The following is a 14,342-nucleotide window of genomic DNA, read 5'->3' as shown; positions in this document are numbered from 1 at the left end:
AGAGGATCGCCCTGCCACCCCCACCTCCAACTCCTCCCCACAAGGGGGAGGAGAGCCGCCACACTCGATTGAGGTCCTCTGGATGCTCCCATGCTGAGCTTCATCCTCCGCCGCCTCCTCACCGTCACCCCGGTGGCACTCGGCGTCAGCATCGTCTGCTTCTCGCTGGTGCATCTGGCGGAGGGCGATCCCCTCAGCTCCATCCTGCCGGTGGACGCCACCCAGGAGACGATCGACGCCATGCGGATCGCCTACGGCTACGACAAGCCGCTGCCGGTCCAGTACGCCCTGTGGCTGTGGAAGGTGCTCCACGGCGATCTCGGCACGTCCATCGCCACCGGCAGGCCGGTCTTGAGCGAGGTCGGTCGTGCGGTCGTCAACAGCCTGATCCTCGCCTCCGTCGCGACCCTGATCGGCTTCACCTTCGGCTGCCTGTTCGGTTTCGTCGCCGGCTATTTCCGCGACTCCGTCCTCGACCGGGCGGCCTCCGCCATCTCGGTCTTCGGTGTGAGCGTGCCGCATTACTGGCTCGGCATGGTCCTGGTGATCGTGTTCTCGGCCCAGCTCGGCTGGCTCCCCTCGACCGGAGCCGGCCCAGACGGATCGGGCAACTGGAAGCCGGATCTCGAGCACCTGCGCTACATCATCCTGCCCGCCATCACGATGTCGGTGATCCCGATGGGCGTCATCGCCCGCACCGTCCGGGCGCTGGTGGGCGACATCCTCTCCCAGGATTTCGTCGGGGCGCTCAGGGCAAAGGGCCTCTCCGAGTTCGGCGTGTTCAAACACGTGGTGAAGAACGCCGCTCCCACCGCTCTCGCGATCATGGGGCTGCAGCTCGGCTACCTGCTCGGCGGCTCGATCCTGATCGAGACGGTGTTCGCCTGGCCCGGCACCGGCTTCCTCCTCAACGCCGCGATCTTCCAGCGCGACCTGCCGCTGCTGCAGGGCGCCATCCTCGTCCTGGCGATGTTCTTCGTCGCCCTCAACCTCATCGTCGACGTCGTGCAGACGGCGCTCGACCCGCGCATCGAGAGGGGCTGATGGCACTCGGAACCAGTCCGGCCGCATCGGCCATCGACATCGCCGGCGGGGCGCCCCCGCTCACCTCCACGCCGGATGCCTTCGTCGCCTCGCGCGGCTTCTGGGGCAACGTGCTGGCCAAGCTCCTGCGCGATCCCGTGGCGATGACAGCGGCGTGTCTCATCCTCGCCATCGTCGCCATCGCGTTGCTGTCACCCTGGATCACGCCCATGGATCCGTATCGCGGCTCGATGGTGCGGCGGCTGAAACCCGTCGGCGACGCCACATACATTCTCGGCTCGGACGAGCTCGGGCGCGACATGCTGAGCCGCCTGATGCTGGGTGGGCGCCTCTCTCTGTTCATCGGCGTCACGCCGGTGATCCTCGCCTTCCTCCTCGGTTCCAGCATCGGCATCCTCGCCGGCTATGTCGGCGGCTGGCTCAATACCGTGCTCATGCGCACCGTCGACGTGTTCTTCGCCTTCCCCTCGGTGCTTCTGGCCATCGCGCTCTCGGGTGCGTTGGGAGCGGGCGTGTTCAATTCCATCGTCTCGCTGACCTGCGTGTTCACACCTCAGATCGCCCGCGTGGCCGAGAGCGTGACGACGCAGATCCGCTCACGCGACTATGTCGATGCCGCCCGCCTCTCCGGCGCCTCGACCCTGACGATCCTGCGCGCGCAGGTGCTCGGCAACGTGCTCGGACCGATCTTCGTCTACTCCACCAGCCTCATCAGCGTGTCGATGATCCTGGCCTCGGGCCTCTCCTTCCTCGGCCTCGGCGTGAAGCCGCCGGAGCCCGAATGGGGCCTGATGCTCAACACCCTGCGCACGGCGATCTACGTGAACCCGATGGTCGCGGCACTTCCGGGCCTTGCGATCTTCATCGTCTCGATCTCGTTCAACTTGTTCTCGGACGGCCTGCGTTCGGCAATGGAAGTGAAGTCATGAGCACGCCCATCGCGTCGAGCCCGCTCTCCCCCCGCGACCGCGGCGGCCCGGGCCAGCCACTTCTCACCGTCGAGGGGCTGGTGAAGCATTTCCCGGTCAAGAAGGGGATCGGCGGAAAGAAGGCCGTCGTGCGCGCCGTGGACGGCGTCGATTTCGACATCAAGAAGGGCGAGACCCTGGGGGTCGTCGGCGAATCCGGCTGCGGCAAGTCCAGCACCGCCCGCCTCATCATGGGCCTGACCCAGCACGACAAGGGAGAGATGCTGTTCGATGGCGAGCGCATCGGCAGCCGGGCCCTGCCTCTGCGCGAGTTCCGCGCCCAGGCCCAGATGGTGTTCCAGGACAGCTACTCGTCGCTCAACCCGCGCATGACCATCGAGGGGTCCATCGCCTTCGGCCCACGGGTCCACGGGGTGCCCAAGCGCCAGGCCATCGAGCGGGCGCGCAGCCTGCTCGCCCGCGTCGGCCTGGAACCGGCGCGTTTCGCCGCCCGCTATCCGCACGAACTCTCCGGCGGCCAGCGCCAGCGCGTGAACATCGCCCGCGCCCTGGCACTGGAGCCGCGCCTCGTGGTCCTCGACGAGGCGGTCTCGGCCCTCGACAAGTCGGTGGAGGCGCAGGTTCTGAACCTGCTGATGGACCTCAAGCAGGAATTCGACCTCACCTACCTGTTCATCAGCCACGACCTCAACGTCGTCCGCTTCATCTGCGACCGGGTGGCAGTGATGTATCTCGGGCAGGTGGTGGAGATCGGCCCGGCCGACACCGTGCTGGCCGACCCCGCCCATCCCTATACCAAGGCGCTCCTGTCCTCGATGCCCTCGATGGACCCGGACAACCGCACCACCGTTGCGCCCCTCGCCGGAGACCCGCCCAACCCCATCGACCCGCCGCCGGGATGCCGTTTCAACCCGCGCTGCAGCCTCGTGGAGGATGTCTGCCGGAGCCAGGTTCCGCCCCTCGCCCCGGTCGACCCCGTCCACCGCGTCGCCTGCCTCGCCCGCCAGCCGGGATCCGGCCATTCGGCGGCGCTCGCCCTGTCGGTGGCCGCATGAGCACGGTCCTTCGCCACCGAGGCACGCCCCGATTCACGCCGAACCCGAGATGCGACCGATGACCCGAGCGGTTGGCAAGGAACCCGCCGTCGAAATCCAGGGCCTGAAGGTCACCTTCGGCGGCAAGGTCCGCGCGGTCGATGGGGTCGATCTCACCCTCGGCCGAGGCCAGGCCATCGCCCTCATCGGCGAGTCGGGATCGGGCAAGAGCGTGACCCTGCGCGCGATCATGCGCCTCAACCCCGAGCGCAAGACCACGATCGAAGGCCGCATCCTCGTCGCCGGCCGCGACGTGATGGCCATGGGCAAGCGCGATCTGACGGCATTGCGCGGTCGCGAAGTCGCGATGATCTTCCAGGAGCCGCTGCTCGCCCTCGATCCGGTCTATACGGTGGGCCGCCAGATCATGGAGGCGATCCGCCAGCACGAGGGAATCGGCGCAGCCGAAGCGCGGGCCCGCGCGCTTCAACAGTTCGAACGGGTGCGCATCCCGAGCCCGGAGCGGCGACTCGACGCCTATCCGCACGAGATGTCGGGGGGTATGCGCCAGCGCGCGATGATCGCCCTCGCGCTCGCCTGCAACCCCAAGGTCCTCCTCGCCGACGAGCCGACGACGGCCCTCGACGCCACGGTGCAGATCCAGATCCTGCTTCTCCTGCGCGACCTGCAGGCGGAACTCGGACTGTCTACTCTCTTCGTCACCCACGATCTGGGTGCCGCCGTCGAAGTCGCCGACCGGATCGCGGTGATGTATGCCGGCCGCATCGTGGAGGAGGGCTCCGCTCGGCAAGTGGTGCTGAACCCGCATCATCCCTACACGATCGGCCTGCTGCGCAGCCGCGCCGACGGGGCGCTCGCCAAGGGCTCCCGGCTCCAGACCATCCCGGGAAGCCCGCCCGACCTCGCCAACCGCCAGCCGGGCTGCCCCTTCGCACCGCGCTGCTTCCTTGCCGAGGAACGCTGCCGCGTGGGCGACCCGCCGGTGGTCGAGGCCGGACCGGGCCATCGCGCCGCCTGCTGGAAGACCGACGAGGCGGCGCGGAGCTTCCAGGCTCAGCGGGCGGAGTTGGCGGACGCGTAGCCCCCCTCCCACGACCTCGCCCTGAAGTGCCGAAGCGAAGCACGGACGTTTTTCGAGGCCCCTTCGCGCGGCACCTTGGACTGAGGTTGAAGGTTGAAGAACCGCCCCCATTCCGCAGCGACTGAACCGAGACAACGGATAGGCATATGAGCACGACCCACAATCTCCGCGTCGACGGCGCGCGCCTGTGGTCCACGATCATGGAGACCGCCCGGTTCGGCGCCACCCCCGCCGGCGGAATCAACCGGCTGACCCTATCGCAGGAGGATGGCCAGGTCCGGGACTGGTTCCGGGATGCCTGCGAGGCGGCGGGCCTCGAAGTGGGTGTCGACGCGCTGGGTACGCAATTCGCCCTGCGGCGCGGACGCGACATGACGCGCCTGCCCGTCGCCTGCGGCTCGCATCTCGACACACAGCCCACGGGGGGCAAGTTCGACGGCATCCTCGGCACCCTGGCGGGGCTGGAGGTTATGCGCGCCCTCAACGATGCCGGCATCGAGACCGAGGCGCCCCTGCTTCTGGTCAACTGGACCAACGAGGAGGGCTCGCGCTACGCACCCGCCATGATGGCGTCCGCCGCCTATGCGGGCGAGTTCACGGTGGAGGACATCCATTCCCGTCGCGATGCCGCCGGCATCGAGGTGAGGCAGGCGCTGGAGGCCATCGGCTATCGCGGAGACGAGCCGGTGGGCGAGCGCAGGATCGGCGCTTTCGTAGAACTGCATATCGAGCAGGGTCCGATCCTGGAGGCCGAGGAGACCACCATCGGCGTGGTCGAGGGCGGGCAGGGAATCGCCTGGTTCGACGGCGTGGTGACGGGTTTCGAGAGCCATGCCGGCACGACACCGATGCTGCGCCGGCGCGACGCCCTCAACGGCTTCGCCGAGATCGCACTGGCCGTCGAGCGGATCGCCCATGCCCACGGTCCCACGGCGGTGGCGACGATCGGCGAGGCGGCGATCGGCGCGCCATCGCGCAACGTCATTCCCGGCCGCATCCGCTTCACCCTCGATGTGCGTGACCCGAAAGCCAAGACCCTCGATGTGGTCGAGAGTGAATTGCGAACGGAACTCGACGCCATCGCCGGTCGGCGCAAGCTCACCATCGAGCTGACCCGGATCTGGCGCAAGGAGCCGGTGCCGTTCGATGCCGGAGTGGTGGGCGCCGTCGAGGCGGCGACCAAGGGTTTGGGCTTCAGCCATCGCCGCATGGTCTCGGGCGCCGGCCACGATGCCTGCAATATCGCCGCCCTCGCCCCGACGGCCATGATCTTCGTGCCCTGCCGAGACGGGATCAGCCACAACGAGGCGGAATCGGCGACCCAGGGCGATTGCACCGCTGGCGCCGACGTCCTGCTCCAGACCCTTCTCACCCTGGCCAATTCACCGGTTCGGGCTGGCTGAACCGGAGTCGTCCGGGTTGGTTGGCGAGGTTCGGCAGCGACGCCATACATGTCTGCTGGAACGCACGCTCCGGCCTATCCGGCGTCGAGCTCAGTGGATCGACCATCTCCCTCTCTCGCAGCGACAGGCATGCAATATGATGCTTTGCGCTGCCGAGGTGCGGGGCGGGGCCGGTTGTGGCCTCGCATACAGCCCCTTCATGGCGCAGCCGGAAGACCGCGGCGAAGTGAGGGAGATGCATGACAGAGACAATCTATGTGAATGCGACGAGTCCCCACAAAAGCAACTACAGGAAAATCCCTTTATCCCCTCTTCATTGGGTTGTGTTGCGCGCAAAAAACACGCAACGACATATTCTCCAAGCATATCCTGGAACAAATTCATTCCTGTAAGGCGGCATATTGGCCGAGGAGAAAGTAGCATGTCGCCACGGTCGCCGATGGATCCATCCGGACGGTCGGATGGCGCATCGCGCCGTGTCCCGTCTCGCCGCCTGCTGAAGCTCATGGACAACGCCACGGATATCGCTTTCTGGTCGGCCGATCTCGAAGAACTCGGCATCCATGGTTCGATCGGGCTTCACCGCGTTCTCGGCCTGCCCCCCTCCGTCGCCCTGAGCTTCGGCGTCGTCGAGGCCATGATGCATCCCGATGACCGGGCCGCGCATACGGACATGCTGACCGTTCTCCGCAATGGCCGGCCTCTCAAGCGCGAGTTCCGCATCATCCGGCCGGACCAGACACTGCGTTGGATTGCCAGCCATGCGGAGGTTGTGCATGGCCCCGGCAATCGCCCGAGCCAAGCCATCGGCGTCGTCGAGGATGTGACCGACCAGTACGACGCGAAACATTCCGCCGAACAAGGATACGATCGCTTCAAGGCCCTGCTCTCGGCTACCGCCGCCGTGGTCTGGATCGTCAGCCCCGACGGCAGGTCGATCGACATGCCGCTATGGGAAGAGCTCACCGGACAGCGACACGAGCAGTTCCAGGGGCTTGGCTGGCTCGACGTGCTTCATTCCAACGACAGGGAGCGCACGAACTTCGCCTGGCGCACGGCCCTCAGCCACGACACGGCCTATAACACCGACTATCGGATCCTTTGTGTCGACGGGATCTATCGCTGGTTCAACGCCCGTGGCGTGCCGATTATGAACCGAGACGGCTCAGTGAAGGAATGGGTCGGCGTGTGCCTGAGCGTCCCAGGACAGAGCCGATTCCAGGCTGCTTCATCGACAACGGAAGTACGCGGCCCCGCGAGCGATATTGGTCGCGGCGGGGAGATCACGTCCGCACAGGTTCGGGCCGCCCGCGGGATGACCGGCCTGTCGAAGGACGAGCTGGCGCGACGCGCGAGCGTTTCGGTTTCGACCATCGTCCGGATCGAAGACCCCGACGCCACGATCCGGCCGCGACGCGACACGATCCAGGCGGTGCGTCAGGTTCTCGAACAGGCCGGCGTCGTCTTCACCTTCGATCCAGGGCACAAACCCGGCGTGCGAGAGGCGTAAGGCTGGGCCTCGTCGAGTCTGATCTGTGTTTCCGGTTCACCGATATGGGGTCGAGACCACCTTCGCTCACGCGCCCGTGTCGCTGGAGACTGGCTGCCTAAACCGTTGCTTCAGCCGCTTGCCGAGTTCTCCCCTGCGCGCATACGAGGCTTGACGGATCGCGCGATCGAGCTCGGCAGGGGCGACCTCGTTGAGCTGATCCGCCAATGCCATCATGCGCTCGTCATCGGCAAAGGCGAGTTCGCTGCGAAAGAGCAGGATCAGCCCGCGAATGTGTCGTGGGTCGATATGAAGCACGCGTGACAGGACCTGAGATGACTCCCTGGCAGCGCCGTAGCGGAACAGCCGATCACCGGCTTCCACCATAAGGTTGAGATCCCCACCCGCCACATGTGCCACGGCGCGCCACGCGGCCAGGATGGATTCCTCGTCCCCTGTCGATTCGAGGGCCTTGGCAGCTAGCCGCCGAACCCTGCCCTGATTGTTCGTCATCAGCACGGAGATGTAAGAGCTGAGCCGATCCTCGTTCTTCTCTTCCTCGGCGAGACGGCCGAGAGTCTTCCAGGGCTCTTGCAACTCCGCATCCGTCTGGCAGGCGCGCAGGATCAGGTCGCCGCCGCGCTCGCGGTCCCCTTTGATGAGGGCGATTTCGCCGAAGAGCCATATGCCTATGGCGCTGTCCGCGTCCCGCCGGAACTCAGCCTCGGCGATCTCGGCCATGGCAGCGACATCCTGTAGTTTCATGGCGCGCCGAATCCGCACCGGAAGCGCTTCATCGACTTGCGCTTCCAGTAGGGCGGGCGCGCCATTCTCGTCGATCAGCTTCGCCTCCAAACGGCGCGCCCGCTGGGCGAGGCGGATCGCCCGTTCGATCTCTTCCGGGCAAATCGTCATCATGAGAACCACCAGATCGGCCAAACGCTCGTTGTCGGAGAAGAGCAGTTCGCTGCGGTACAGCATCAGCAGGATGCGTCCATTGGTCGGATCGTCCGCAAAGGCTGCCTCGAAGATCCGTGCCGCATCCTCCCCCGCTCCCGCGCGGAGCAGGCGGTCTCCGGCCTCGATCTGGAGGTTCACATCACCCTGAGCCGCCACCGCGACCTGACGCCATGCTTCGACGGCCGCTTCGTCGGTGCCGGTCCGCTCGATGATCTTGGCGGCTATCCGCTTGATCCGGCCTTTACCGTTGGTCATCAGCACGCTGGCCAGGAGCTTGAGCCGCTCCTCGTCCTGTTCGTCTTCGGCGATTCGCGCCAACGCCTTCCACGGCTCCTCGAAAGAGGGGTTGGCCTGACAGGCACGTAGGATCAAGTCGATGCCACGTCGACGCTCTCCGCGCGACAGGGCGAGTTCCCCATACAGCCAGATCGCCGTTGTACTGTCCGGATCACCCTCCATCTCGGATGCGGCGATGGAGGCCACCATCGGCCAATCCTCGAGCTTCAGAGCGCGACGGATCCGTGCCAGCAAAGTCTCTGCGGCATCGACGTCGGGCCTGTTGAGGTCGACTAGCCTCATGTATTCGTGGATGGCCCGCTGAGCGTTAGAGTAGAGGACGATCTTGTCGCTCTGCACTACGCCGACGATGTCGCAGAATTCCCGAACCAGCGTGACGTTCGACGAGATGACGATGAAGCCGCTCGCGGCCGAGCGCTGCTTAACAACGCTGGCGAAACGGTCGGTGAACTCGGCCGTCTGCGGAATAATGTCCCCGTCAACGAAATACGTCTCGTAGGGCAGCCCATAAGACAGGGCATACCGGAAGGAGAGGGCGATATCGGCAGGCACCTGCTTGTAGGGCACGTCCATGAAAGCGTCGATATTGGCCACGAACGCGACGAACTTGATAAGGCTCGTCGGCTCGATCCGGTGCATCTTGGCGGCGAATACGCAGTTCCGCCTCAACGTGTGTTGCACCACGATTCCCGCCATACGGCCGACGGGGCTCGAAATCTCCGCCTCGCGCCGGACTTTGCCGATACTGGGCGCCCGCACCCCCATGATGAGGTCGCTGAAAGCACGGCGCTCGATCTTCGAAGCGCAGAGAATCCCGACACGCCGGTTCGTCGGGATGACCCCGGTGAGGCCGCACAGAACCGCGTGCGACCGCGACTGAAGCGACCTGAGCCAGACGTTCTCCAAGATCAGCATGAAACATCTCGTACGGAGAGCGATAGGCACCGTTTCACCGCACGTGTCGCCGGTCGCGCGCTCAATCCCGATCTCCCAATCCGAAATCTAAAACCGCGTCACGCGAGGAAGCAACATCATGCCTTCATCCAGCATGCGTCGACAGAGACCGAACCGAATTTCCCTGTCCGACCTTCCTTGGCGAACCAAGCCCCAATCCCGGCCCTGACGTCGATCCGGCGTGTTTGTCACGATCGACGGTCCTGCTGCAACGACATGGCCGGAATGAGGTCCCGCGATTGTCGGCTCTTGTCCAACAATCGCGTGATCCGCTCGTTTTCCCGTCGCTATCGGCCCTGTCATATTCCCTGGGAACGGTCGCCGACGGGATGCGCCAGGGCCGAGATACCCGTATCGATCATCCCTCCATCGAGAAAATCGAGAAAGGCCGGCGTATCCACGGTCCAGACTGTCCATGGCGCCGAGATGCGGCTCCAACCAGCCTCGATAGCGGTGTCCCATCACGAGGCTGAGCCGGGCGAAGTTCAGGCGCAGGAAGTAAGTGCCGTCCTGCACCGGCACCATCTCTGTAATCTGCGCTCCCGATTGCGCGAAGAGGATATGCGCCAAGCCCGCACCATGGGGAGCGACGATCCGCGTCGCCGACGATACGGTGAAAACCTGCTGCCACAGCGGCATGGTTCCTAGGGTGATGCCCGCGTATTCTCGCTTCGCGATCTGCGCCTCGAGTTCGGCCTCGTTCCTCATGACGCGCCGGCCCGAGTCGCGGCGAGAGATGTAGATCGCGTCGCAAGCACTCACCATCTCCCGAGCGGCGATGGCCCTGGCGGCCTGCTTCACCCGTTCGATGACCGGCGCCACCTGGTCCCAATAGGTGAAGCCCTGCATGCCGCTGCGGGCGATCAGCAATCGCTCGACGAAGACCGCTTCCCCCACACCGACCACAGCATGGGAGAGGCCGGCCAATTGCAGCGTCTCCCTCTCGAAGGAAGGGGCCTGGTCGCTGAGGAGGATTGCCGCCTCCGGCGCCCCGTCCTCGAGCATCCAGGAGAAGAGCGGGAGACGGTCCACCAGCCAATGGTAGATGCCGCGTGTGGCCTTGATGGCGAAGAAACCTGTCGTGATACGGGGGGCGTCCAGGCGCGACAGGCTGGGGATGGGAGCCCCCTTCGAGACGATGACGCTGCCGTCCTCCTTCCAGATCTGGCCGTTCCGGTCCACGAACACATCCCGGTGTTCGATGATCTCGGGCGGCTTCGCCCGGGCGGCCTTTTGTCGGAAACTCTCGATATCGGCCGCAATCCGCACCGCGTGTCGCGGCGGGGTGCGCTCGCTCGACACGATCTCGACGGTGCCCTGAACCTGTCGCCCGGACCCGGAGAACGGAAAACGAATCGCTGTCGACATCGCCATTGCGGCGCTGGCCGTGGCACCGGGAGCAGGGGGGCTGGCCTTCGCCATGGCCGCCTTGATCTCGGACCGCAGGGCCGGATCCTTGGTATGGGGGAGAAACGATTTCGCCTGCTGCGCAAATCGCGGCTCGGCCATTACCGATGCGTCGGCCAGGAAGACCGCCCAGGCGGACGACGCCTCGCCGATCAGCAGGAACCTCTGGCTCACCGCATAACGGTCTCGCTTCGGCCATTCCGCACGAAGGGACTCCTGCTCGGCCCAACGGAGCGCCTCCACGTCCCGCATCTCGCCAGCGGCGCGAATGAACATGCCCATCATCGAGGGGCTGTTCTTGAGCCGGTTCGCCTTACGCGCCCGCGTCAGGATCGTCGTCCAATCGCCGCGTTCGAAAGCCGCCTCGAAATCCCGGTACTTGAACCCACGTCCTCCGAGGACGGTCCAACGCCAGACGCGTCTCAGCAGATGACGACCACTTTCCATGACGGGCCGAAACATAGCGATCGATCACAGCCTTTGTCGTTGAACTACGGCACCGCCTCTTCAGGTTGAAGAAGGAAAAGACCGGGGTCTTGCGGGCGGGGATCGCCGGACGGACGCTCCCATGTCAATCCAGTTCGTCCAAAGCGACGGATCGGCCATCCACAGCTGGCCTACAAACGAGCTGCTGCCCTGCAACAGGACACCTTCGCATCTGCGAAGGCGTGTGATAGTGCCACTATGCTGATTAACTTAGGAGCTTTACGCATGATTGCACGTTCCAAACTTCCTATTTTCCTTGCCATCGCCGCCCTGGCCGTCCCCGTCGCTCTCGCCACTCCGGCCTCCGCCAAGGGCAACAAGATCATCTCGATGATCGACACCGACAATGACGACACGATCGACCTGAAGGAAGTCCAGGCTGTCGCAAGTGCCAAGTTCGACGCCCTCGAAGGCGATAAGGACGGCACCCTCGACGCCAAGGAACTGAAGGGCCGCGGCGGCAAGAAGGTGATCGCCGAAGCCGATCCGGACAAGGACGGCACCCTCGACAAGAAAGAGTATCTCGCCCTCGTCGAGTCCCGCTTCAAGGCGGCCGATCCGGACAACGACGGCACCCTCGATGCCGCCGAGCTGAAGACCCCGGCCGGCAAGGCCTTGGTGAAGCTGCTCAAGTAAGCACGCGGCTCACCCTCGCGACGAGCCGCTAGCCAAGTCTTACGGCGTCGATAGAACGACCAGACCCCATGCACCGGCTCGAACCGGCGCATGGGGTTTTTGTCTTGCCGTTCCGGAACCGCAGACAGCTTGGGGCATCTGCCGCCGGAACGATCCCATCAGGCCATCGACCCGGTACCACGAACCGACCCGAACGGGTCGAGCACCTATGCTACCGGCGAATCACTCGGCGTCTTCAAGCCTATCGCGGACGACTCACGTTGCCGGAACTTCCCGAATCGAAAAAGACAGGGTGCGAAAAAGCCCAACCTTCGCCCGCTGAACGCGCAGAAATGCACGAATTCCTGTGCGCTGCAGCACCTTGGTGCACAGAGACTTGTTTAAGGGCGAAAGATCCCTAGATACAACGACATCATGACAGCGTCGTATCGTGACTTTCCAGAAGTCATGGGGCGGATCGGAAGGAACTGGGGCACGGATCGTGTTCCGGAACCGAAGAAACGTTCGCGCGGCGGATTTCAATCCGGTCCCATCGGGCGTGCGCCCGCCAGAGACGCAGAACCCTGCGAGTACGTTTTACATGAATCAGCTCGTTCGCCTGTCACAGATCGGCGATGCAGACGCCATTGCCGAGCCATCGGCTGAACTGCGTGTCCCCTTCGCGCAGTCGGGTGCCTTCGTGTGTAAGTTCATCATCGGCGAGCCTAACGATCGCGCGGTGTGCTGTGGAGCGCCTGCGCCGGATGGAAAAAGCTGGTGTGCCTTCCACCGTCGCATCGTGTTCGAGCCGGCCCGCCCCGGGCGGCTTCGCTAACGCGCCACTCATTCCGCGTAGATCTCAGGCCTCGCTGGCATTCCCGGCGGGGCTTTTTGCGTGAGCGTCACCGGACGCGCCCATACGCAGCGAAAGTCTCAGCGACCTAGTTTGGTCAGGGATCAATCCTCGGGATCGTCCTGATCCTCTGGCTCGCGGAGGGTCTCCAGGGGCCGTCCGCGAAGAGTACGAAGATCGCTGCCACGGACGACGAGATATCCCGCTTCCCGTGCCTGGCGCAGACGGGCCGCCCGGTAATCCGTCACTCCGTCCTCCCTACGGTGATAGGCAGGAGCCTCGTCCAGGACATAGCCGTAGCGATAGGCTGGCGCCTCCTCCCGTGACGGCTGAAAGGCCCGGACGGTCCAGGCGCGGTCTCCTGTGGATCGGTGGGTGGGAGCCCGAACGGCCGTGCGTCGGATCGGCGGGCGGTCGGCGGGAGCGATGCGGCGCGCGACCTTGGGTGCGGATGCCTTCCTGCTCACTTGCCCATGAGCCACCGCGTCGCGACGGCTGCCGGCAACCTGTCTCGCGCGAGTCGGCGCGTTCCCCTTACGAACCTCCTGCGGCTTACCCTCCTCGAGGGCGGCGACAGGCGAGGGAGTGGCCTTACGATCGGGCGGGTCGGTCCATGCTCGCCCGGCGGGAGGGGGCGAAGCATCCTGAGCGAGAGCGGGATCGACCGGGGACATGGCCCAGACCGCCAACAGGCCGAGCGCCGCAACGATCGTCGAAACCCGATGAATCCGCACTGGCATCGACGTTCTCCAGGCTGGTGCCGAGAGATCGAACGCATATCGGCGATCCACCTCTGCACGCGCCGCCCGGCAATCGGAGGCGGACAGCGGTAAGAGCTTAACGAAAGCTTACGATGGCGTCCACGATGCTATGTTAACCGACCGCCGATGGGGACATCGACCTATGCAGGGCAGCGCAGCGGCGTCACTGCTCGCTACCTGTCGCGTGGCCATGGTCGGCCCTACGCTGTGCAAACGGAGCATGGCCGCACGCACCATGCCCACCGCGACCGGTTGCCGTCCGGGGTCTGCCGACACACATGGCTAACGACTCGAAAGCGAAGGCGTCGCCGCTCCAGCGATCGTCCTCGGCTACGGTCGGCCGGGATTTTCCCTGTATCGCTCCACAATCACCCCGGCGTGGAGAGGAGAAACGCCATGAGACGATTCCTGTCGGTCCTCGCCCTGCTGGGCAGCGTCGCGCCAGTCCTCGCACAGGCCCCGGCCCCCGCCACGCAGAATGCCGCGCCGCAGACCTATGAGAGCAAGGTCGTCAACGGGAAGGGTGAACCGATCGGCACGGCCACGATCCGCGACGGAGCGAGCGCGCTGGTGCTACGCTTGGCGATTCAGCCCGGCGGGCTGCCTCCCGGCTGGCACGGCATCCACTTCCACGCCGTGGCGGATTGCTCGGACATGGAGAAATTCGAGAAGTCGAAGGCCCATGTGAACCACGACCAGAGCAAGCACGGCCTGCTCAATCCGGAAGGACCGGATGAGGGTGACCTGCCGAACGTCTATGCCAATGCCGATGGCTCGGTGAATGCCGAGGTCTCGAGCGAGACGCCACTCACGGGCGAAGGCGGCCTCAAGGATGCCGACGGCTCGGCGTTGATCATCCACGCCAATGAGGACGACCATACGAGCCAGCCCATCGGTGGCGCCGGCGCCCGCATCGCCTGTTCGGTGATCAAGTAACCCGCCATCGCATCCCCGGCCCGAAGCCGGGAGGGGATGCGAGCGCAGAGGGCGACATCACGATCGCCGCGA

Annotated in this window: 12 protein-coding genes; 9 read left to right on the top strand and 3 right to left on the bottom strand. The window is 65.2% G+C overall.

The window, feature by feature from the left end; all coding sequences use genetic code 11:
- The first annotated feature begins 90 nt into the window (after nucleotides 1-90).
- The 6 genes from ACYQML_RS19400 (at nucleotide 91) to ACYQML_RS19375 (ending at nucleotide 7,022) form a co-directional block, all read left to right on the top strand.
- Nucleotides 91-1,044, top strand: coding sequence for an ABC transporter permease (locus ACYQML_RS19400; protein ID WP_056427292.1), 954 nt, complete (start codon nucleotides 91-93; stop codon nucleotides 1,042-1,044).
- Nucleotides 1,044-1,973: an ABC transporter permease gene (locus tag ACYQML_RS19395; RefSeq protein ID WP_311275277.1), complete on the top strand. Its 930-nt coding sequence runs from the start codon at nucleotides 1,044-1,046 to the stop codon at nucleotides 1,971-1,973. The genes ACYQML_RS19400 and ACYQML_RS19395 overlap by 1 nt, the downstream gene beginning before the upstream one ends.
- A complete protein-coding gene (locus ACYQML_RS19390) occupies nucleotides 1,970-3,028 on the top strand; it encodes an ABC transporter ATP-binding protein (protein WP_461233749.1) in 1,059 nt (352 codons plus the stop codon). Before ACYQML_RS19395 ends, ACYQML_RS19390 begins: the two co-directional genes overlap by 4 nt.
- 58 nt (nucleotides 3,029-3,086) lie before the next feature.
- Nucleotides 3,087-4,109 (top strand): ABC transporter ATP-binding protein, encoded by a 1,023-nt coding sequence (locus tag ACYQML_RS19385; RefSeq protein ID WP_461233748.1) that lies wholly within the window; start codon nucleotides 3,087-3,089, stop codon nucleotides 4,107-4,109.
- 146 nt (nucleotides 4,110-4,255) lie between these two features.
- A complete protein-coding gene (locus ACYQML_RS19380) occupies nucleotides 4,256-5,512 on the top strand; it encodes an allantoate amidohydrolase (protein WP_461233747.1) in 1,257 nt (418 codons plus the stop codon).
- Between the two features lie 199 nt (nucleotides 5,513-5,711).
- Complete coding sequence (locus ACYQML_RS19375; protein ID WP_461233746.1) at nucleotides 5,712-7,022, top strand: PAS domain-containing protein; 1,311 nt, start codon at nucleotides 5,712-5,714, stop codon at nucleotides 7,020-7,022.
- 66 nt (nucleotides 7,023-7,088) lie between these two features.
- Here ACYQML_RS19375 and ACYQML_RS19370 read toward each other — a convergent pair whose 3' ends face one another.
- Together ACYQML_RS19370 and ACYQML_RS19365 are read right to left on the bottom strand one after the other, a co-directional pair.
- Nucleotides 7,089-9,203, bottom strand: coding sequence for a hypothetical protein (locus ACYQML_RS19370; protein ID WP_461233745.1), 2,115 nt, complete (start codon nucleotides 9,201-9,203; stop codon nucleotides 7,089-7,091).
- A gap of 57 nt (nucleotides 9,204-9,260) precedes the next feature.
- A complete protein-coding gene (locus tag ACYQML_RS19365; RefSeq protein WP_461233744.1) occupies nucleotides 9,261-10,721 on the bottom strand; it encodes a glycosyltransferase family 61 protein in 1,461 nt (486 codons plus the stop codon).
- Between the two features lie 609 nt (nucleotides 10,722-11,330).
- On the opposite strand from ACYQML_RS19365, the gene ACYQML_RS19360 reads away from it, so the two are divergent.
- Nucleotides 11,331-11,741, top strand: coding sequence for an EF-hand domain-containing protein (locus ACYQML_RS19360; RefSeq protein ID WP_419952593.1), 411 nt, complete (start codon nucleotides 11,331-11,333; stop codon nucleotides 11,739-11,741).
- Nucleotides 11,742-12,321: 580 nt separating this feature from the next.
- Nucleotides 12,322-12,555 carry a GcrA family cell cycle regulator gene (locus tag ACYQML_RS19355; RefSeq protein ID WP_018043414.1) on the top strand — a complete coding sequence of 78 codons (234 nt, stop codon included), beginning with the start codon at nucleotides 12,322-12,324 and terminating at the stop codon, nucleotides 12,553-12,555.
- Between the two features lie 122 nt (nucleotides 12,556-12,677).
- On the opposite strand, the gene ACYQML_RS19350 is transcribed toward ACYQML_RS19355, so the two are convergent.
- Entirely contained in the window at nucleotides 12,678-13,313 is a 636-nt protein-coding gene (locus ACYQML_RS19350; protein WP_461233743.1) for a hypothetical protein, read from the bottom strand.
- A gap of 417 nt (nucleotides 13,314-13,730) precedes the next feature.
- Here ACYQML_RS19350 and ACYQML_RS19345 point away from each other — a divergent pair, with 417 nt between their 5' ends.
- Nucleotides 13,731-14,270: a superoxide dismutase family protein gene (locus ACYQML_RS19345; protein WP_056427325.1), complete on the top strand. Its 540-nt coding sequence runs from the start codon at nucleotides 13,731-13,733 to the stop codon at nucleotides 14,268-14,270.
- Nucleotides 14,271-14,342 lie beyond the last annotated feature (72 nt).

The sequence above is a fragment of the Methylobacterium sp. CM6244 genome (genome assembly GCF_054817885.1).
This window is presented reverse-complemented; position numbering and strand designations above follow the sequence as displayed.

Coding starts and splice junctions, on each gene's coding strand:
- ACYQML_RS19390 (WP_461233749.1), top strand. CDS start 1,970: ATGAGCACGCCCATCGCGTCGAGCCCGCTCTCCCCCCGCGACCGCGGC.
- ACYQML_RS19345 (WP_056427325.1), top strand. CDS start 13,731: ATGAGACGATTCCTGTCGGTCCTCGCCCTGCTGGGCAGCGTCGCGCCA.
- ACYQML_RS19400 (WP_056427292.1), top strand. CDS start 91: ATGCTGAGCTTCATCCTCCGCCGCCTCCTCACCGTCACCCCGGTGGCA.
- ACYQML_RS19395 (WP_311275277.1), top strand. CDS start 1,044: ATGGCACTCGGAACCAGTCCGGCCGCATCGGCCATCGACATCGCCGGC.
- ACYQML_RS19360 (WP_419952593.1), top strand. CDS start 11,331: ATGATTGCACGTTCCAAACTTCCTATTTTCCTTGCCATCGCCGCCCTG.
- ACYQML_RS19385 (WP_461233748.1), top strand. CDS start 3,087: ATGACCCGAGCGGTTGGCAAGGAACCCGCCGTCGAAATCCAGGGCCTG.
- ACYQML_RS19350 (WP_461233743.1), bottom strand. CDS start 13,313: ATGCCAGTGCGGATTCATCGGGTTTCGACGATCGTTGCGGCGCTCGGC.
- ACYQML_RS19380 (WP_461233747.1), top strand. CDS start 4,256: ATGAGCACGACCCACAATCTCCGCGTCGACGGCGCGCGCCTGTGGTCC.
- ACYQML_RS19375 (WP_461233746.1), top strand. CDS start 5,712: ATGGCGCAGCCGGAAGACCGCGGCGAAGTGAGGGAGATGCATGACAGA.
- ACYQML_RS19365 (WP_461233744.1), bottom strand. CDS start 10,721: ATGGCCGAGCCGCGATTTGCGCAGCAGGCGAAATCGTTTCTCCCCCAT.
- ACYQML_RS19355 (WP_018043414.1), top strand. CDS start 12,322: ATGAATCAGCTCGTTCGCCTGTCACAGATCGGCGATGCAGACGCCATT.